Raw genomic sequence first — 18,147 nt, forward strand, 5'->3', positions numbered from 1 at the left:
TCCTGGCAGAACCGTCGTTCGAACGACGGTTCTGCCAGGACCGGGGCGGGCCGGTTTTTGGACGCGCGCTGTTGCGTTGGGCAGCGCTACGGCCGTGGGCCTACTTCGCGTCGTACATGCGCTGGTAGTACTCGGTGGCCATGCGGCCGGATTCGAACTCTGGCTCCACGTCGCGCATGGCGGCTTTGCGGATGGCCAGGAACTTCTCGGGCGCGTCGTAGTAGAGCGGGATGATTTCGTTTTCGAGCACGTCGAGCACGCCTTTGGCCTCTAAGTCATCCTTCACGTTATCGGCCTCATTGAGCTCGGCCAGGGGTAGCAGGAAGCTGTTTTCGCCGTGGCGGGCGAATTCGGGAATCCAGCCGTCGGGGATGCTCAGGCTGATGCTGCCGTTCATGGCGGCCGTCATGCCGCTGGTGCCGGAGGCCTCGCGGGGGAAGCGGGGCGTGTTCAGCCACAGGTCGGAGCCCTTTTTCATTGCCGCCGACAGGGCCAGCTCGTAGCCCGTGAGCACGGCGCAGGTATTGAAGTGCTTGGTCTTCTCGATGAGGCTGTTGAACACCCCGATGGCGCCGTAGTCTTTGGGGTAGGGCTTACCGGCCCAGATCACCTGCAAAGGCCGCTCGGAGTCGGTTACGAGCTTGCGGAACCGCTCAAAATCCCGCAGAATCAGGTCGGCGCGCTTGTAGCTGGCGAAGCGGCGGGCCCAGACCAGGGTGAGGGCGTCGGGGTCGAGCAGGGTCCCGGTCTGGTCGGCCACGATGTCGAAAAGCTGCTTTTTGAGCTCCCGTTTGCGGGCCACCAAAGCCTTATCGTCGTTGGCTTCCAGGGCCTCGTGCAGGGGCTGGTCGCGCCAGTAGGTGCCGTTCTGGGAGTTGGTAATGGCGATGATGGGGCTGATGCCTTCATTGTGGCCCCACATTTCGTTGGCTACTTTACCGTGCACCTTGGATACGCCGTTGCTGATGCGGGCGAAGCGCAGGGCGGTGAGCGTGTAGTTCACCCGCTCGTTTTCCACGATGCCCAGGGCCCGCACCTGCTCCAGGTTGAGGGTGCCGAAGAACGACATCTTATAAAGCAGGTCCAGGGGGTGTTCCTCGTTGCCAGCCAGCTCGGGCGTGTGGGTGGTAAACACAAGGTGGTCGCGCACTTTCTGCTGGTCGCGGCCGAACTTGTCGTAGAGATAGAAGGCCAGGGGCAGGCCGTGGCCCTCGTTGAGGTGGTACACCTCCGTGTGGCGGCCCAGCAGGTCGAGCAGCTTGCCACCACCCACACCCAGTAGAATGCTCTGGGCCACGCGGGCGGCCGTATCGGCTTCGTAGAGGTGGTGGGAAATGGTGCGCGAGAGGTAGTCGTTCTCCGGAATATCGGTGGTCAGGAAGAACATGGGGGCCGTGCCGAACGTGTCGGGGGCCAGGTAAAGGGCGCGCACCAGCACCTGGGCGTTGTGGATGGTGATGGGGAAAGTCAGGCCGGTATCGTGCAGGAAGCTGTAGTGCTTCTGGCGGAAGTCGGCCCGCATGGTCTGATCCTCGTTGCGGCCCTGGTCGTAGTAGCCGAAGCTCCACAGAATGCTGATACCGATAACATTCTGCTTGAGCTCGTACACGGAGCGCATGTGGGAGCCAGCCAGAAAGCCCAGGCCGCCGGAGTAGGTTTTCAGGGCCTGGTCGAGGGCGAATTCCATGGAAAAGTAGGCGGCCGGGGTGGCAAACTCGGGAGCGGGCGTGTAGGAGGTAAATTCGAAGGCCATAAGGCAAAAAGCGTCAGGGGGAAGTGAAAGAAGAAACGGCGGCCAGACCGGAGCCAAGCCGCGCATCGGAACCCAAAAAAAGCGGAAAAGTGCGTAGCGGCCCGCAACGATTTGGCGGGAAAGCACAAAATGCAAATCAGCCACCGATAATAAGCAAACAGGCATCATTACCGCTCCCGCCCCGGACCCCTACGGACCGAAAATCCGGGGCTCCGGCAGCCCGCGGCCCGGCTTCGTAAAGCCCCATAAATTGTAGACAGCTGATTTAGTAACAATTACGTAACTCCCGGCAGCCGGCTCCCCCCAACCAAGCGGGGTAGCTTTGCGGCCTACTCGTTCTTTTCACCACAACCAACTGCTCTATGCACCACCCTCTCCGCTGGCTTACGGCCGCCGTGCTCAGCCTCACCGTTCTCTCGTGCGCCCAGCAGGACAACCTGCCCGCGCCCGTAGTCACGGCAAGCTCCTCGGCCGATGTAAGCAGCGCCGGATTCCCGGAAAGCTTCGAAACGGGCACCAAAACAGCATATTCCACCGGCTCTGTCACGCTCGGCTCGGGCTCCTGGACGTTTACCGACGCCCTGCTGGGCAACACCAGCTCCGACCGCAAAACCGGCTCCCAGTCGGCGCGGGTGCGCAATACCGGCTCGCTCACCATGAACTTCAACGCCAGCACCGGCGCGGGCGTGGTCACGGTGCAGCACGCCAAATACGGCTCGGATGGCACCTCGCAGTGGGAGCTGTGGGTGAGCCAGAACGGTGGCAGCTACGCCAAAGTGGGCAGCACCATAACCACCAGCAGCACCAGCCTGAGCACGGCCTCGTTTACGGTGAACCAGAGCGGCAATGTGCGCCTGCAAATCCGCAAAACCTCGGGCGGCAGCAGCCGCATCAGCTTCGATAACCTGACGGTGGAGCAGTACGGCTCCGGCGGCGGCACTACTACGCCGCCCCCGAGCACGAGCAGCAAGAAGTTCCTCTTCGACGGCTCGCACGGGGAGTTGGCCGGCAACGCCGACTGGGTGCTGGATGTGAATAGCGGCGTGGCCTCGCGCTACCCTTCGCCGGCCGCATCGGGTATCACCAGCAGCACGCCGGAAACCTACTGGACGGGGGCCGTTTCGGCCTGGGGCGTGGCCCTGGTGAAGCTGGGCCACTCGGTGGAGCAGCTGCCGGCCGGCACGGCCATCAGCTACGGCAACAGCAATAACCCCCAGGATCTGAGCAACTACACGGTGTTCGTGGTCGATGAGCCCAACACGGTATTTTCCTCTACTGAGAAAACGGCCATCCTGCAGTTTGTGCAGAATGGCGGCGGCCTGTTCATGATTTCGGACCACATGATTTCGGACCGTAACAACGACGGCTGGGACTCGCCCCAGATCTGGAACGACCTGATGAGCAACAACTCGGTGAAAGTGAATCCGTTTGGCTTCAGCATCAACTCCGATAATGTGGTAGAAAACAGCGCCAACGCCCTGGTAAGTGCCAGCAACCCCATCATGAACGGCTCGCAGGGTCTGGTGTCGCAGCTGTCCTTCCACAACGGCGCCACCATGACGCTTAACCCGACGGCCAACAGCACGGTGCAGGGCCTGATCTGGCGCAAAACTGCCAGCCAGGGCACCAGCCTGGCCATGGCCGCCAGCAGCACCTTCGGCACGGGTCGGGTGGTTATCATCGGCGACTCCTCGCCGGCCGACGATGGCACCGGCTCGCCCGGCAACACCGTGTACAACGGCTGGAGCGAGAACGTGAGCCACGCCCGCCTGCACCTGAACGCCTCGCTCTGGCTGGCCAAATTGCAGTAAAGCGTTGCATTGCTGAGTTGAAAAGCCCCGCTGCCTGATTCAGGCGGCGGGGCTTTCTCGTGGGCCGACTGTGGCCCGGACTTCAGTCCGTAGCCCGCTTGGTAGCACGTTCTGGTCAGGCGGGCTACGGATTGAAGTCCGGGCCACATTGGCCGGGCAGTGACGCGACAATGCCCGTGGCGCGCAACGAGGCACGCAATATTCGTCAATAGCCCACTAGTTTGGGGTGGTGAAGCAGTAGCGCGGCCGGGGCCGGGCACCGTACCTTGCCCGCCACGTTCCTGACTTCCCACTCACTGGTATGCTAACTTTCCGATTACTCCCGCTGCTGGCCGGCGCGCTGCTGGCGGCCACGGCTCCCGCCCGGGCCACGGCAGCCCCCGTTCCGGCGCTCGTAGCCGTTACTGCCCTGGCCGCCCCCGCCGCCAAAACTGCCCCCGTTTCCCGCATCGACCCCACGTTCTGGTGGGTGGGTATGAAGAACCCCAAGCTGCAACTGCTGGTGCACGGCCCCGGCATTGCCAGCACCACGGCCACCCTGCGCGCCTACGCAGGCGTGACCCTCGACGGGGCGCAGAGGCTCGAAAGCCCGAACTACCTGCTGCTCAACCTTACCATCAGCCCCACGGCCAAGCCCGGCAAGCTACAACTGGAGTTTAAAGGCCGCCAGAAGTTCAGCTACGCCTACGAGCTGAAGGAGCGCACCACGCCCGGCGATAAAAGCAAGGTGCAGGGCCTGAGTCAGCAGGATTTCATCTACTTCCTGATGCCGGACCGCTTCTCCAACGGCGACCCGAAGAATGACTACCTGGCCTCCATGCGCGCCCCCAAAGTGGCCCGCGACTCCATGTACAGCCGCCACGGCGGCGACCTGAAGGGCATCGAGAACCACTTCGACTACTTCCGGCAGCTGGGTGTAACGGCCCTCTGGATGACGCCGGTGGTGGAAAACGACATGCCCAAGGCCAGCTACCACGGCTACGCCCTTACCGACTATTACAACACCGACCGCCGCTACGGCACCACCGAGCAGTACAAGCAGTTTGTGGACCACGCCCACGCCAGCGGCCTGAAAGTGGTCCACGACGTGGTGCTCAACCACATGGGCTCGGGCAACTACCTGTTCCTCGATCAGCCCGCCCCCGACTGGTTCAACCAGTGGCCCCGCTTCACGCGCAGCAACTACAACGCCTCGGCCCTCAACGACCCCTACGGCTCCCAGCTGGACCGCAAACTGTATAACCAGGGCTGGTTTGATACCACCATGCCCGACGTGAACCAGCGCAACCCGCTGGTAGCCACCTACCTGATCCAGAACTTTTTGTGGTGGGTGGAGTACACCGGCCTCGACGCCTACCGCATCGACACCTACCCCTACTCCGACCCCAATTTCCTGATGCAGTGGGGCCAGGCCATGAATGAGGAGTTTCCCAGCCTGTTCAAGTTTGGCGAGGCCTGGGTGGGCAGCACGGCCCAGCAGGCCTTCTTCGCCCGCAACATCTTCCAGCCCGTCGATGGGTTCAAGTCGAACCTGGAATCGGTGTTCGATTTCCAGTCGACGTTTGCCCTCTACGACGCGCTCAAGGGCGAGCAGCCCAACCTCAACAAGCTCTACGAAGCCGTGCAGGGCGACTGGATGTACGAGGACGCCTCGCGCAACGTCACCTTCCTCGACAACCACGACATGAGCCGGTTCTACTCCGTAATCGGGGAGGACTTCGCCAAGTACAAGATGGGCCTGGCCTGGCTGCTCACCATGCGCGGCATCCCGCAGCTCTACTACGGTACCGAGGTGCTGATGAAGAACTTCAGCAACCCCGACGGCCTGGTGCGCGCCGACTTTCCCGGCGGGTTTTCCGGCGATGCGCTCAACTACTTCCAGGCCCGCCCCGGCCAGCCCGGCGAGGCGTTCGAGTACGTGCGTAAGTTAGCCAACTACCGGAAAGACCACGCCTTTCTGCATAGCGGCAAGCTTATGCAGTTTATCCCCCAGGACGGTGTGTACGTGTATTTCCGCTACGCGCCGGAAGGCACCGTGATGGTGATGCTCAACGGCAGCAAGGACGAGAAAACGGTGGACGGCATGCGGTTCGCGGAGCGCACCGGCGGGTTTACTTCCGGGATGGAAGTGACTACCGGGACGGTGCTGGCTGATTTGAAGTCCTTTACCATTCCCGGGCATACGGCCTGGGTGATGGAATTGCGGAAGTAGTTCTAGCTTAGGGAATTCTATCCTAACAATGGTTCCCGCAGAGGTCCGCAGAGCTTATGCACGAAAACGATGTTTCTTACTTAGTGCGCAAAGCCGCTTTCGACGTGCATACTGTCCTGGGACTAGGTCTGCTGGAATCGGTGTATAAGCACGCTCTGGCTTATGAAATTCGCCAGGCCGGCCTGCGGGTACGAAGCCAAGTTCCGCTGCCCATGCTGTACAAATCGGAACGAATGGAAGTCGGATTTCGCCTCGACTTGTTGGTGGAAGAAAAGGTAATTGTCGAAATTAAGTCCGTGGATACGTTGCTGGATGTGCATCACAAGTAATTACTGACTTATCTGAAATTAGCCGGCCTGAAACTTGGCTTGCTCATCAACTTCAACGTGGCCCATGTCAAGGAAGGCATCATCCGGAAAGTAAACGGCCTCGACTAACCCTCTGCGAACCTCCGTGTTTTCCTCCGCGCTCCTCTACGGGAACCACCCAAACTCATAATATCATGACTGACCTGACCGATCAAGTAGCCATCGTCACGGGTGCCAGCCGGGGCATCGGGCGCGCCATTTCCCTGCTGCTGGCTTTGCAGGGGGCCAAGGTAGTAGCCGTGGCCCGCTCCGCCGAGGAGCTGGAAGAGCTCAACGCCAAAACCCAGGGCCTGGCCATTCCGGCCGACGTGGCCGACGAGGCCGACGCCACCCACGTCGTCACCGAAACCCTGAGCCGCTTTGGCCGCCTCGATATACTCATCTGCAACGCCGGGGTGGGCTCCTTCGGGTTGCTGGAGCACTTCGATGCCGCCGAGTGGGACCAGCTGTTCGACGTGAACGTGAAGGGCACCTTCCTGCTCTGCAAGGCCGTGGTGCCCCATTTCAAAGCCCAGGGCCGGGGCCATATCGTGGGCATTGCCTCCGATGTGAGCAAGCGCACCTTCGAGCACGGCACGGCTTACGGGGCCAGCAAATACGCTCAGGATGCCCTGCTGGGCTCGTTGCGGAAGGAGGTACGGCCCCACGGCATCAAGGTGAGCATCATTTACCCGGGCATGGTGGATACCTACTTCAACGACTCCCGCCCCGGCAGCCCGGCCGCCGAAAAAACCCACCTGCGCCCCTCCGACGTGGCCCAGGCCGTGCGCTACGTGCTGGAGGCCCCCGCCCACGTGGTGGTTGATGAGCTCATGCTCCACCCCATGTCGCAGGTGTGGTAGGCCTGGCAACGGCCGCCGCCGGAGCAGGCAGGCCGCGCAGCCAACCTGAACCGGTTATGGCGGCCAGTGCCCCGTTGCCCGTTCGCTCCGCACCTTCATCCCCCACCGCTTTATGAAATCTTTGTTTCTTCCGGCAGCCTTCGCGGCGTGCTGTGGTTTGAGCGCCTGCTCCCCCGGTCAGCCGGCCAGCACTGCCGTCGCCGCCGGAGCTCCCATCTCAACTGCTGCCGTGCCTGACCACAACACCACCGACGAACAGCCCCAGGACCATAAGCTGGTAATTTACCAGTTGATGACCCGCCTGTTCGGCAACAAAACCGCCCTGAACAAGCCCTACGGCACCATCCAGGAAAACGGCGCGGGCAAGTTCAACGACATCAACGACCAGGCCCTGCAAGCCATCAAAAAGCTAGGCGTGAGCCACGTCTGGTTTACCGGCGTGCTCGAACACGCCACGCTCACCGACTACAAAAAGGACGGTATCACCCCCGACGACGCCGACGTGGTGAAAGGCCGCGCCGGCTCGCCCTACGCCATCCGCGACTACTACGACGTGGCCCCCGACCTGGCCGTGGACGTGAAGCAGCGCATGCAGGAGTTCGAGGCCCTGGTAAAACGCACCCACGCCCACGACCTTAAAGTCATCATCGACTTCATTCCCAACCACGTGGCCCGCTCCTATCAATCGGATGCCAAGCCGGCCGGCGTGGTGGACTTGGGCGAGCAGGATGATAAGACTCAGGCGTTCAAGCCCTCCAACAACTTCTACTACCTGCCCGGCCAGCGTTTCGTGGTGCCGGCCGGCTACAACCCGCTCGGCGCCCAAAAGGGCCCAAGCGAGGATGGCAAGTTCAACGAAAACCCCGCCAAGGCCACCGGCAACGACGTGTTTTCGGCCACGCCCAGCGTCAACGACTGGTTCGAAACCATCAAGCTCAACTACGGTGTCGATTACCAAAACGGCCGCCAGCCGCACTTCGAGCCGATACCCGATACCTGGACCAAGATGCGCGACATTCTGGTGTTCTGGGCCGGCAAAGACGTGGACGGTTTCCGCTGCGACATGGCCGAGATGGTGCCCGTCGAGTTCTGGGCCTGGGTGATTCCGGAGCTCAAAAAGGTGAAGCCCGACCTCGTATTCATCGGCGAAGCCTACGACGCCAAAACGTACCAGATGTACCTTGAGCGCGGCCACTTCGATTACCTCTACGACAAGGTGGGCCTCTACGACGGCCTGCGCCGCCTGATGCGCAACGAGGGTACCACCGAGGACATTACCCGCGTCTGGAGCCAGGAAAGCCGGGGTTTCTCGGGCCACATGCTGCGCTTTCTGGAAAACCACGACGAGCAGCGCATTGCCAGCCAGGATTTTGCTGGCAACCCCCGCGCCGCCATTCCGGCCATGACGGTTTCGGCCACCCTGGGCACCGGCCCGGTGATGCTCTACTTCGGGCAGGACGTGGGCGAGCCGGCCTACGGCTCGGAGGGCTTCTCGGGCGAGGACGGCCGCACCAGCATTTTCGACTACTGGGGCGTGCCCGAACACCAGAAATGGATGAACGGCGGCAAGTTCGACGGCGGCCGCCTGAGTCCCGAGCAGAAGCAGCTCCACGACTTCTACGCCCGCCTGCTCACGCTCAGCGGCCAGCGCGAGGCCATCCGCCGGGGCCGGTTCTACGAGCTCCAGGACACCTACAACCTCGACCCGCAGTACCATCAGGACCGCGTGTACAGCTACCTGCGTTACACTGATACCGAGCGCCTGCTCATCATCGTCAACTTCAGCCCCGACCAGACCTACCGCCCCAACCTGCAACTGCCCGAGAAGGTGCTGGAGCGCCTGGGCCTGCCCGGCAACCAGCTCTACACCTACACCGAGCTACTCAGCCAGGCCCCGGCCACCAGCAACCTCACCGTCACGCTGGCCCCGCAAAGCGCGTACATTTTCGAGATAAAGGAGAAGTAGGAGAGCCCCGGAAAACTGTCATGCTGAGCGAAGCCGAAGCATCTCTACCGCTTCGTTGTGATACCAGCCCCAAGCGTCAGGGTTACCATTGCGGTAGAGATGCTTCGACTTCGGCTGCGCCTTCGCTCAGCATGACAACGTTCTAAAACCTTCTGCCCTTCCAAAAACGCCCCTCAACTCAAGCCCTAACCTCCCCAATTCCCCCATTATGGCATCCAGTGTAGCGGCCGCTCCCACCGGCACCCGCGAAAAACCCCGTTTGAGTTTCTGGCAGATCTGGAACATGAGCTTCGGCTTTCTGGGCATCCAGTTTGGTTTTGCGTTGCAGAACGCCAACGTGAGCCGCATTTTTGAAACTTTGGGCGGCACCGAAATCGCCCTGTACTGGCTGGCCGCGCCCCTGACGGGCATGCTCGTGCAGCCGATTATCGGCTATATGTCGGACCGGACCTGGAGTCCGAAGTGGGGGCGGCGGCGGCCGTTTTTCCTGGTGGGCGCGGTGCTGGCCTCGCTGGCGCTGCTGGTGATGCCCAACGTAACGGCCCTCTGGATGGCGGTGGGCATGCTCTGGATCATGGATTCGAGCATCAACATCAGCATGGAACCGTTTCGGGCGCTGGTGGGCGACTTGCTGCCCTCGGAGCAGCGCACCACCGGCTTCGCGGCCCAGACGTTCTTCATCGGTGTGGGCGCCGTAGTAGCTTCTTCCTTGCCCTGGATGTTCACCAACTGGTTCGGCATCAGCAATACGGCCCCGGCCGGCCAGATTCCGCTGTCGGTGAAGTACGCCTTCTACATTGGCGGGGCCGTGTTCCTGGCGGCCGTGCTCTGGACGGTGTTCAACACCAAGGAGTACCCGCCCGAGAACTTGGAAGAGTTTGAGGAGGAGAAGCGCCGCACGGCCGGTTTCTGGAACGGCATCCGCGAGTCGTTCAGCGGCATTTTCCACATGCCCAAAACGATGCGGCAGTTGGCCATCGTGCAGTTTTTCAGCTGGCTGGCCTTGTTTTCGATGTGGATTTACACCACGCCCGCCGTCACGAGCCACATTTACCACACCACCGACACCACCTCCAAACTCTACAACGAGGGTGCCGACTGGGTGGGCATCTGCTTCGCGGTCTACAACGGCGTATCGGCCATTGCGGCGCTGCTGCTGCCCCTTATTGCCCGGCGCACCAGCCGCCGCGTAACGCACTTGCTTTGTTTGGTAGCCGGCGGCCTGGGCCTGATTTCCATCTTCTTTATTCAGGATCCCAACATGCTGCTGCTCTCGATGGTGGGCGTGGGCATTGCCTGGGCCTCCATTCTGAGCGTGCCCTACGCCATGCTGGCCGGGGCACTGCCGGCCAACAAAATGGGCTACTACATGGGCGTGTTCAACTTTTTCATCGTGGTTCCGCAGGTAGTGGCGGGCCTGATTCTGGGCTTCTTCACCAAAACCGTCTTCCACGGCGAATCGGTGTACACGCTGGTGCTGGGCGGGGTTTCCATGATCATCGCCGGCTTGCTCACGTTGCGCGTCGATGACGCCGACGACATCCAGCTGACCACCGCCGCGCAGACCATCCACACCAGCTCCCCGGCCTACGACACCACCGTCGAATCCAACCCCAATTTGTAGCCCGGCTCAACCGTAGCACCTCTTTCAGCTAAACAGGCCCGCTGACTTTGCACAAAGTCGGCGGGCCTGTTTAGCTGAAAGAGGTGCTACGGTTGAAGCGGGGCAGCTCAGCTTTGGAGCCACTGGCAGGCGGGGGTTTCTTCCACGAACACCCTGATTTCGGTGCCGTTGTTGCCGGCTTTATCGTATTCGGCCAGCCGGGGCACCAGAATGCCGGCGTGGTAGGGGGTGGTGAAGTAGGCAATGCGCCGGGTGCTGTTCGGCACGGCCGCCTGGAACGCACGCCGGAAGTCCTCCAGAATCCAGACCAGATCGGGCGCATCGGCCAGGCCCCGGCTGCGCAGATCGATCAGCCAGCAGCCGGCCTGCTGGGGGCGGGCCAGCTCCAGGGCCGCCTGGTAGCCGGCGCGGTGCTCGGCCGAAGTGGCCGGACGGCTCCAGCGCATGAACAGCACCCGCAGATCGGGGCGGTAGGAGAGGCGAACGTAATCCGAATCGGGCATCGACTGAGCAAAGGAAAAGCAAGCGTACTACGGCAGCACCCGGGGGGAAGCCGGCCACAAAGTTAAAACAAAGCAGTGGCCCGGGTCGTCGGTCAGACAACCCGGGCCACTGCTTTGTTTGATCGGCCGCCGGCCGGAAGCTCCGGCGTAGCAGAAACCCTTACCGGCCCGGCTGGCGGCCCCGGCTCTGGTCGCGCACGGCCCGGAACTCGGAGCTGGCTTTCCAGTTGGGGAAGGTGCTCTCGTTGGCCAGCTTACGGCCGATTTCGAACAACAGGCGGGCATCCTGCTCCATGCCGCGCAAATCCCAGGCGGGGTTGTACTCGTCGGAGGGCTGGTGGTAGTGCTGGGCCTCGAACTCCTCGTGCTGGCGGCGGATGTAGTCCTTGCCCTTGGCCCGGCTGTCGGCGGCCCCGCTGGCGTAGAGCGAGGGCACGCCCACCTTGGCGAAGCTGAAGTGGTCGGAGCGGTAGTAGTAGCCTTTTTCGGCCTGCTGATCGGGCTGGATGTAGCGGTTCTGCTCCCTGGCGGCGGCGCGGGCGTAGTCATCGAGGTCCGACTGGCCGTAGCCGACGACGGTGACGTCGCGCATCGGCCCATCGGCCCCGAGGTCGTCCATGTTCAGGTCGGCCACGGTGGTGCGGAGCGGGAACACGGGGTGGGCGGCGTAGTAGGCCGAGCCCAGCAGGCCTTGCTCTTCGCCCGTAACGGCCAGAAACACCACGCTGCGGGCCGGCCGCTGGGGCAGGCGCGTGAAGGCGCGGGCAATGGCCAGCAGCCCGGCGCAGCCGCTGGCGTTGTCGAGGGCGCCGTTGTAAATCGAGTCGCCATTCACGACCGGCCCGATGCCCAGATGGTCCCAGTGGGCCGAATAGATGATGTGCTCGTCGGCCCGGGCATCGCCGGGCAGCAACGCCACCACGTTTTTGGAGGTGCGGCGGCGGAGCGTGTTTTCGATGCGGGTACTGGCCGTGAGGCCCAGGGGCACGGCCTTGAAGCCGCGCTTACCGGCGGCGGCATACAGCTGGTCGTAGTTCTGGCCGGCGGCCTGAAAAATCTTCTTGGCCGCGTCCAGGGTAAGCCAGCCTTCCACGGCGGCTTTGCTGGCCCCTTTATCGGCGGTCTGGGGGCGCAGCTTGGCCCCGGAGTAGCTCGTCTGGACCACCGACCACGGGTAGGCGGCCGGCTTGGTGTCGTGGATGATGAGCAAACCGGCCGCGCCCTGGCGGGCCGCCTCCTCGTATTTGTACATCCAGCGGCCGTAGTAGGTCATGGCCCGGCCCTTGAACAGGGTCGAGTCGGAGCTAGCGTAGCCGGGGTCGTTTACCAGCACCACCACCGTTTTGCCCTTCACATTGAGGCCGGCGTAGTCGTTCCACTGGTACTCGGGGGCCACCACGCCGTAGCCGGCAAACACCAGCTCGGAGCTTTTAAGCTCCACCGCCGGCACTTCGCGCTCGGTGAAAGCCATGAAATCGGTCTTGAAATCAAGCTTCAGGTCCTGACCCTTGCCCTTGATGGTGAGCGGCTGGGTGGGCTGGCCGGTGATTTCGACCAGCGGCACTTCCTGGAAGAAGGAACCCTTATTGCCCGGCTTCAAACCCAGCTTGCGGAACTCCTCGGCCAGGTACATGGTGGCCTTTTCCTCGCCGATGGTGAACGGCTTGCGGCCCTGAAACGCATCGGACGACAACACCTTGATGCGCTGGCCGATGTCGGCGGCCGTGATGCCATCGGGCGGCGAGACGATGGCCGTATCGGTGGGGGCGGCGGCCATTTCGGCGGGGTCGGTGGTGGTGGCCGTTTCGGTGGTGGAATTGCTCTGGCAGCCGCTGAGCAGCCCCAGCAGCAGCAGCGGCGCGGCGAGTAGGGTGGGGGAGGAGAGTAGGCGCATAGACAGGGGGTTGGGTACGACCTTCAAGGTGCTGATTTTTGGGCAGAATCGGTGAAGTGGTGAATCGGTGAATGAGTGAAGGGATGAACTGTCATTCCGACGAAGGAGGAATCTGACTCAACGTTATCCAACGATGATGTTCAATGGCTCTACCCAGATTCCTCCTTCGTCGGAATGACAGTTCATCCCTTCACTCATTCACCCCTTCACTCATTCACCGTATGCAGCCACCGTATGCAGCCCCGCGCAGGCGCGTTTGTCCTTGCCTTTAGTACCTTCCCGCCCCATTCTCCTCCTTTATCTCTTTTCCTGTTCCGATGACGCGTAACCACTTGCTGCTCTTGGGCCTCGGCGCTTCCCTGTCGATGCAGCCGGCCCTGGCCCAGAAAAACCCCATGCCCGCCAAAACGTCCGCCACGCTGGTGGGCGGGGCCCGGCTGGTGGAAAAAGTGACCAAGAAGCCCGGCGAGCTGGTTATCCCTTATGAGAAGTACGTGCTGCCCAACGGCCTGACGGTGGTGATAACCGAAGACCATTCCGACCCGCTGGTGCACGTGGACGTGACCTACCACGTGGGTTCGGCCCGGGAGCAGATCGGGAAGTCGGGCTTTGCCCACTTCTTCGAGCACATGATGTTCCAGGGCTCCGACAACGTGGGCGACGAGCAGCACTTCAAGCTGGTAACGGCCGCCGGCGGCACGCTCAATGGCAGCACCAACCGCGACCGGACCAACTACTTCGAAACCGTACCCAGCAACCAGCTCGAAACCGCGCTCTGGCTCGAAGCTGACCGCATGGGCTTCCTGCTCGACGCCGTAACCCAGCAGAAGTTTGAGGTGCAGCGCTCGACCGTGAAAAACGAGCGGGGCCAGAACTACGACAACCGTCCCTACGGCCTGGCTTCCGAGAACGTCTCCAAGACGCTCTACCCCTACGGCCACCCCTACAGCTGGCTCACCATCGGCTACCTCGAAGACCTGGACCGCTCCAACGTCGACGACCTGAAGAACTTCTTCCTGCGCTGGTACGGGCCCAACAACGCCACCCTCACGGTAGGCGGCGACGTGAAAACCCAGGACGTGCTCAAGCTGGCCGCCAAGTACTTCGGCCCCATTGCCAAAGGCCCCGCCGTAGCGGCCCAGCAGCTGCCCGCCCCCAAGCTCAGCCAGGACCGCTACGTGAGCTACCAAGACAACGTGCGCTTCCCGATGCTGCAGGTGGTGTTCCCGACCGTGCCCAGCGGCCACCCCGACGAAGCCGCCCTCGATGCGCTGGCCGAAATAATCGGCCAGGGCAAGAATTCGCTGCTCTACAAGAACCTCATCAAGCCCCAGCAGGCCGTGCAGGCTCAGGCCTACAACGCCAGCTCGGAGCTGGCCGGCGAGTTTACAATAATGGCCCTGCCCTTCCCCGGCAAGGCCCTCACCGACCTCGAAACGGAGGTGCGCGCCACGCTGGCCGAGTTCGAGAAAACCGGCGCTACCGCCGAGCAGGTAGCCCGCTTCAAATCGGGTACCGAGGCTCAGGTGGTGAACAGCCTGGCCAGCGTGAGGGGCAAGGTGAGCCAGCTGGCTGCCAACCAGACCTACTACAACAACCCCAACCGCCTGCCCCTGGAGCTAAAGGCGTTGCGGGCCGTGACGCCGGCCGACGTGAACCGGGTGTATGAGAAGTATATCAGGGGCAAGCATGCCGTGGTGCTGAGCGTGGTACCCAAAACCGGGGCCGTGCCGCCGGCCAAAGCCGACAACTACACGGCTTCTCAGGACGGCTACCAGGCCCCCAACTACGGCTACGAGGGCCTCATCTACACCAAGGCCACCGACAGCTTCGACCGCAGTAAGCAGCCCAAGGCCGGCGCTGCCCCGCTGGTGCAGGTGCCCGAAGTGTGGCAGAGCCGGTTTGATAACGGCCTGCGCGTGATGGGCAACCGCAACGCCGAGATTCCGACCGCCACCCTGCTGCTCACCATCCGGGGCGGCCACCGCCTCGAGCAGCTCAACCGCAACCAGGCCGGCATTGCCGCCCTCACGGCCGCGCTCATGAACGAGGGCACCGAGAAATACACTTCGGAGCAGTTCAGCGCGGAACTCGACAAGCTCGGCAGCACCATCCAGGTAGGGGCCAGCGACGACAACACGACCGTGTACGTGCAGAGTCTGACCAAGAACCTGCCCGCTACTATAAAGCTGCTGGAGCAGCGCCTGCTGCACCCGCGCTTCGAGCAGGCCGACTTCGACCGCCTCAAAAAGCAGACCCTCGAAGGCATTGCCAACCAGGTGACCCAGCCCGTGGTCATTGCCAACAATGCCTTCGCCCGGCTGGTGTATAACCCGGCCGACATTATGAGCGTGCCGGCCAGCGGCACGGCGGCCACCATCACGGGCATCACCCTCGACGACGTGAAGAAGTTCTACGAGCAGTACTACGCGCCCAACGTGAGCTACCTCGTGGCGACCGGCGACGTGGATCAGGCCACCTTCACCACTCAGCTCGGCTTTCTGAAGGGCTGGCAGCAGAAGCAGATCAGCCTGCCGGCCGGCGAAATGGCCACCCAGCCCGACAAAACGCGCATTTACTTCGTGAACAAGGACGGGGCCGCGCAGTCGGAAATCCGGGTGGGCTACCTCTCGCCCCTCACCTACGACGTCACCGGCGACTACTACCGTGCCTACCTGAGCAACTACGTGTTGGGCGGGGCCTTCAACTCGCGCATCAACCTGAACCTGCGCGAAGACAAGGGCTACACCTACGGGGCCCGCTCGGGCTTCCAGGCCACGCGCCACGCCGGCCCCTACACGGCCGCAGCCGGGGTGCGCGCCGATGCCACGGCGGCTTCGGTGAAGGAGTTCATGTCGGAAATCCAGAACTACCGCAACGGCATCACCGACGAGGAGCTGCAATTCCTGCAAGCCTCGGTGGGCCAGAGCGACGCGCTCAAGTATGAAACGGGCCAGCAGAAAGCCGCTTTCCTGAGCCGTTTGCTGGAGTACGACCTGCCCATGGATTACGTGAAGCAGCAGGGCGTCATCCTCAACAGCCTCCGCAAGGAAGATGTGCAGGGCATTGCTCAGAAGTACCTGCCCGCCGAGAAGATGTACATCGTGGTGGTCGGCGACCGGGCCCAGGCCTTCCCCGGCCTCAACGAGCTGGGCTACGAGGTAGTGGAACTCGATAACGACGGCAACCGCGTAGCCACGGCTACGCCCGCTCCTGCCGCCATTACCCCGCCCCTGGAAACCGAGAAGATGAAAGTGGTGACCAAGAGCGCCAAGGGCAAGAAGGAGAAGCGCAAATCCAAGCGCGACAAAGACAAGGACTAACCGTTCTTCGCTGCTGAATAAACCCGGCCCGGTTCGCGCAGTGCGAGCCGGGCCGGTTCTGGTTTACCCGAAAGCGACATTCTCCGGCCGTAACACGTCGTCTGCCCTGCAATGAGCGCGAAGGGGCTATTGGAAAATGTTAGTGCACAGAATAACCACCGACTTATTGTTCTACTCGCAGCAAGAGCCTACCTTTCCGGCACTCTTCGCTCCCGCAACCCTACTACCCCACACCTAGCTCCTGCTGTTGCCCTGGCCCTCACTGGCCGGCATAGGCACGAGCTTTTTTGTTGCCCTGGCTTTCCGCTCACCCTTTCTTTCCTCATCTCTATGAAACACGCTACCCTCCTGCTGGCGGCCCTGCTGGGCCTGAGCCAGTGCAAGAAGAAAGACCCCGACCCGCTCAGCCAGCTCCCGCCCGCCACCCAAACCGGGGCCAATACCTTCGGCTGCCTCATTGATGGTAAAGCTTGGACACCCAAAGGCCGGGTGGGTCTGGGCGATAACCTCTATTTTGAGTATGACCCGACATTCAATGGCGGAACTCTAGGGGTGCAAGTATACCGGGTTGGAGATGGACGTAAACAGTACATTGAGGTGGTCCAGTTAAGCGAGACAGTCTAGGGGTGTATTTTTAAGTTGTTGAAGGTAAAAGGTTTGAGGACTTTGGTAGGCCAGCGCTGAGTGGCGACGGTCGTGATTGTAGTAGTCAAAATAAGTGGCCACGCTCTGTTGGGCGTCGGCCAGATTGCGGAAAACAGGCCATTCACGGGCCTCCAGTTCTTCGGTTTTGAGCCGCGACCACAGGCTCTCGGCCTGCGCATTATCCAGGCACTCGGCCCGGCGACTTTGCGAGCGCAGACACCCATGCTCGGCCAGTAAGGCCCGGTAGGCATTGCCGCAGTACTGCCCGCCCCGGTCAGCATGCACCAACAGGCCAGGGGCGGGCGTACGGGCTAGCAACGCCCGGCGCAAGGCGCTGAGCACGAGTTCTTCGGGCATCGTCTCGCGCACCTGCCAGCCCACCACCTGGCGGGTAAAGCTGTCTTGAAAGGCGCACAGGTAGGCCCACGCCCCCGAGGCCAGCGGCAAGTAGGTGATGTCGCTGACCCAAATCTGGTTGGCACGGGTGGCAGCCGGCTGGTCGAGCAGGCGGTTGGGCGCGCAGCGCAGCCCGTGGGTCGAGTCGGTCGTACGCGGGGTGAAGGCGCGTGGCTGTAGCGCGCGCAGTCCGCGCGCCCGCATAGCCGTGCGCAGACGCTGGCGGCCTACCTGGTGGCCTTCTTCCCGCAACTCGACGCGCAGACGACGGGTACCGTAGCGCTTTTTATGGCGGGTGAAGGCTTTTTCCAAGGCTACTTCCCAGGCCACGGGCGCAGCGCTAGCCAGGGGCAGCGTGGCTTGTTTGCGCCAAGCGTAGTAGCGCCCTGGCACCACCGTTAGCACCCGGCAAAGCAAGCGCACTGGATAGCTACCGCGCTGCTGGTCAATAAATTGATAGCGGCTCATGGCGTCGGCGGGCTGGTCGAAAAAATGGCGATGGCTTTTTTTAAAACCTCCAGTTCCTGCGCCAGCCGTCGGTTGGCGGCCCGCAACTGGCGCACCTCAGCCGCCTCCACCGGGTCGATCGGCAGGGCGGGCTGGGCGTCGCGCTGCCACTTGTAGAGCAGCTTGGGGTCCAGGTTCAGGGCACGGGCCGCGGCCGGCGTCGAGCGGCTTTCGGCGACCACACGCAACGCTTCGCTGCGGAAGGCCGCATCGTACTTGCGGCGTTTATCGGGCTTTTCCATAGGCGGAAAATACCACCCAATTCTGTCTCGCTCAGCTAGACCACCTCAGAGTTCGGTGGTA

At 62.4% G+C, this 18,147-nt stretch carries 12 protein-coding genes and 1 pseudogene; 8 read left to right on the forward strand and 5 right to left on the reverse strand.

The window, feature by feature from the left end; all coding sequences use genetic code 11:
• Positions 1 to 100: 100 nt before the first annotated feature.
• Positions 101 to 1,753, reverse strand: coding sequence for an alpha-glucan family phosphorylase (gene glgP, locus D0T11_RS15100; RefSeq protein ID WP_119656637.1), 1,653 nt, complete (start codon positions 1,751 to 1,753; stop codon positions 101 to 103).
• A gap of 362 nt (positions 1,754 to 2,115) precedes the next feature.
• Here glgP and D0T11_RS15105 point away from each other — a divergent pair, with 362 nt between their 5' ends.
• The 6 genes and pseudogenes from D0T11_RS15105 to D0T11_RS15130 all read left to right on the forward strand — a co-directional run bounded on the left by D0T11_RS15105 (position 2,116) and on the right by D0T11_RS15130 (position 10,576).
• A complete protein-coding gene (locus D0T11_RS15105) occupies positions 2,116 to 3,564 on the forward strand; it encodes a hydrolase (RefSeq protein ID WP_119656638.1) in 1,449 nt (482 codons plus the stop codon).
• A 301-nt stretch (positions 3,565 to 3,865) separates the two neighbouring features.
• Positions 3,866 to 5,776: an alpha-amylase family glycosyl hydrolase gene (locus D0T11_RS15110; protein WP_119656639.1), complete on the forward strand. Its 1,911-nt coding sequence runs from the start codon at positions 3,866 to 3,868 to the stop codon at positions 5,774 to 5,776.
• Positions 5,777 to 5,832: 56 nt separating this feature from the next.
• Positions 5,833 to 6,213: pseudogene (locus tag D0T11_RS15115) on the forward strand (GxxExxY protein).
• 65 nt (positions 6,214 to 6,278) lie between these two features.
• Positions 6,279 to 6,986, forward strand: coding sequence for an SDR family oxidoreductase (locus tag D0T11_RS15120; protein ID WP_119656640.1), 708 nt, complete (start codon positions 6,279 to 6,281; stop codon positions 6,984 to 6,986).
• 292 nt (positions 6,987 to 7,278) lie between these two features.
• Entirely contained in the window at positions 7,279 to 8,952 is a 1,674-nt protein-coding gene (locus tag D0T11_RS15125; protein ID WP_245990915.1) for an alpha-amylase family glycosyl hydrolase, read from the forward strand.
• A gap of 208 nt (positions 8,953 to 9,160) precedes the next feature.
• Positions 9,161 to 10,576, forward strand: coding sequence for an MFS transporter (locus tag D0T11_RS15130; RefSeq protein ID WP_220473735.1), 1,416 nt, complete (start codon positions 9,161 to 9,163; stop codon positions 10,574 to 10,576).
• 107 nt (positions 10,577 to 10,683) lie between these two features.
• Here the strand turns inward: D0T11_RS15130 and D0T11_RS15135 are convergent, their stop codons facing one another.
• Entirely contained in the window at positions 10,684 to 11,079 is a 396-nt protein-coding gene (locus D0T11_RS15135) for a hypothetical protein (RefSeq protein ID WP_119656643.1), read from the reverse strand.
• A gap of 160 nt (positions 11,080 to 11,239) precedes the next feature.
• Positions 11,240 to 12,973, reverse strand: coding sequence for a M28 family metallopeptidase (locus tag D0T11_RS15140; protein ID WP_119656644.1), 1,734 nt, complete (start codon positions 12,971 to 12,973; stop codon positions 11,240 to 11,242).
• Positions 12,974 to 13,290: 317 nt separating this feature from the next.
• On the opposite strand from D0T11_RS15140, the gene D0T11_RS15145 reads away from it, so the two are divergent.
• Together D0T11_RS15145 and D0T11_RS15150 are read left to right on the forward strand one after the other, a co-directional pair.
• Entirely contained in the window at positions 13,291 to 16,296 is a 3,006-nt protein-coding gene (locus D0T11_RS15145) for a M16 family metallopeptidase (protein WP_119656645.1), read from the forward strand.
• Between the two features lie 330 nt (positions 16,297 to 16,626).
• The gene (locus D0T11_RS15150) at positions 16,627 to 16,920 is read left to right on the forward strand and encodes a hypothetical protein (protein ID WP_119656646.1); all 294 of its coding nucleotides are present in this window, start codon (positions 16,627 to 16,629) and stop codon (positions 16,918 to 16,920) included.
• Here the strand turns inward: D0T11_RS15150 and D0T11_RS15155 are convergent.
• Positions 16,903 to 17,805: an IS3 family transposase gene (locus D0T11_RS15155; RefSeq protein ID WP_119656647.1), complete on the reverse strand. Its 903-nt coding sequence runs from the start codon at positions 17,803 to 17,805 to the stop codon at positions 16,903 to 16,905. The two genes, D0T11_RS15150 and D0T11_RS15155, sit on opposite strands and share 18 nt — an antisense overlap.
• Entirely contained in the window at positions 17,802 to 18,086 is a 285-nt protein-coding gene (locus D0T11_RS15160; RefSeq protein ID WP_119656648.1) for a transposase, read from the reverse strand. The genes D0T11_RS15155 and D0T11_RS15160 overlap by 4 nt, the downstream gene beginning before the upstream one ends.
• Between the last annotated feature and the right edge of the window lie 61 nt (positions 18,087 to 18,147).

The organism is Hymenobacter rubripertinctus, from assembly GCF_003583925.1.
Taxonomy (GTDB): domain Bacteria; phylum Bacteroidota; class Bacteroidia; order Cytophagales; family Hymenobacteraceae; genus Hymenobacter; species Hymenobacter rubripertinctus.

What these genes read in the sequence shown, in the direction of transcription:
- D0T11_RS15110 (WP_119656639.1), top strand. Translation starts at nt 3,866, where the DNA reads ATGCTAACTTTCCGATTACTCCCGCTGCTGGCCGGCGCGCTGCTGGCG.
- D0T11_RS15150 (WP_119656646.1), top strand. Translation starts at nt 16,627, where the DNA reads ATGAAACACGCTACCCTCCTGCTGGCGGCCCTGCTGGGCCTGAGCCAG.
- glgP (WP_119656637.1), bottom strand. Translation starts at nt 1,753, where the DNA reads ATGGCCTTCGAATTTACCTCCTACACGCCCGCTCCCGAGTTTGCCACC.
- D0T11_RS15140 (WP_119656644.1), bottom strand. Translation starts at nt 12,973, where the DNA reads ATGCGCCTACTCTCCTCCCCCACCCTACTCGCCGCGCCGCTGCTGCTG.
- D0T11_RS15135 (WP_119656643.1), bottom strand. Translation starts at nt 11,079, where the DNA reads ATGCCCGATTCGGATTACGTTCGCCTCTCCTACCGCCCCGATCTGCGG.
- D0T11_RS15160 (WP_119656648.1), bottom strand. Translation starts at nt 18,086, where the DNA reads ATGGAAAAGCCCGATAAACGCCGCAAGTACGATGCGGCCTTCCGCAGC.
- D0T11_RS15155 (WP_119656647.1), bottom strand. Translation starts at nt 17,805, where the DNA reads ATGAGCCGCTATCAATTTATTGACCAGCAGCGCGGTAGCTATCCAGTG.
- D0T11_RS15130 (WP_220473735.1), top strand. Translation starts at nt 9,161, where the DNA reads ATGGCATCCAGTGTAGCGGCCGCTCCCACCGGCACCCGCGAAAAACCC.
- D0T11_RS15120 (WP_119656640.1), top strand. Translation starts at nt 6,279, where the DNA reads ATGACTGACCTGACCGATCAAGTAGCCATCGTCACGGGTGCCAGCCGG.
- D0T11_RS15145 (WP_119656645.1), top strand. Translation starts at nt 13,291, where the DNA reads ATGACGCGTAACCACTTGCTGCTCTTGGGCCTCGGCGCTTCCCTGTCG.
- D0T11_RS15105 (WP_119656638.1), top strand. Translation starts at nt 2,116, where the DNA reads ATGCACCACCCTCTCCGCTGGCTTACGGCCGCCGTGCTCAGCCTCACC.
- D0T11_RS15125 (WP_245990915.1), top strand. Translation starts at nt 7,279, where the DNA reads ATGACCCGCCTGTTCGGCAACAAAACCGCCCTGAACAAGCCCTACGGC.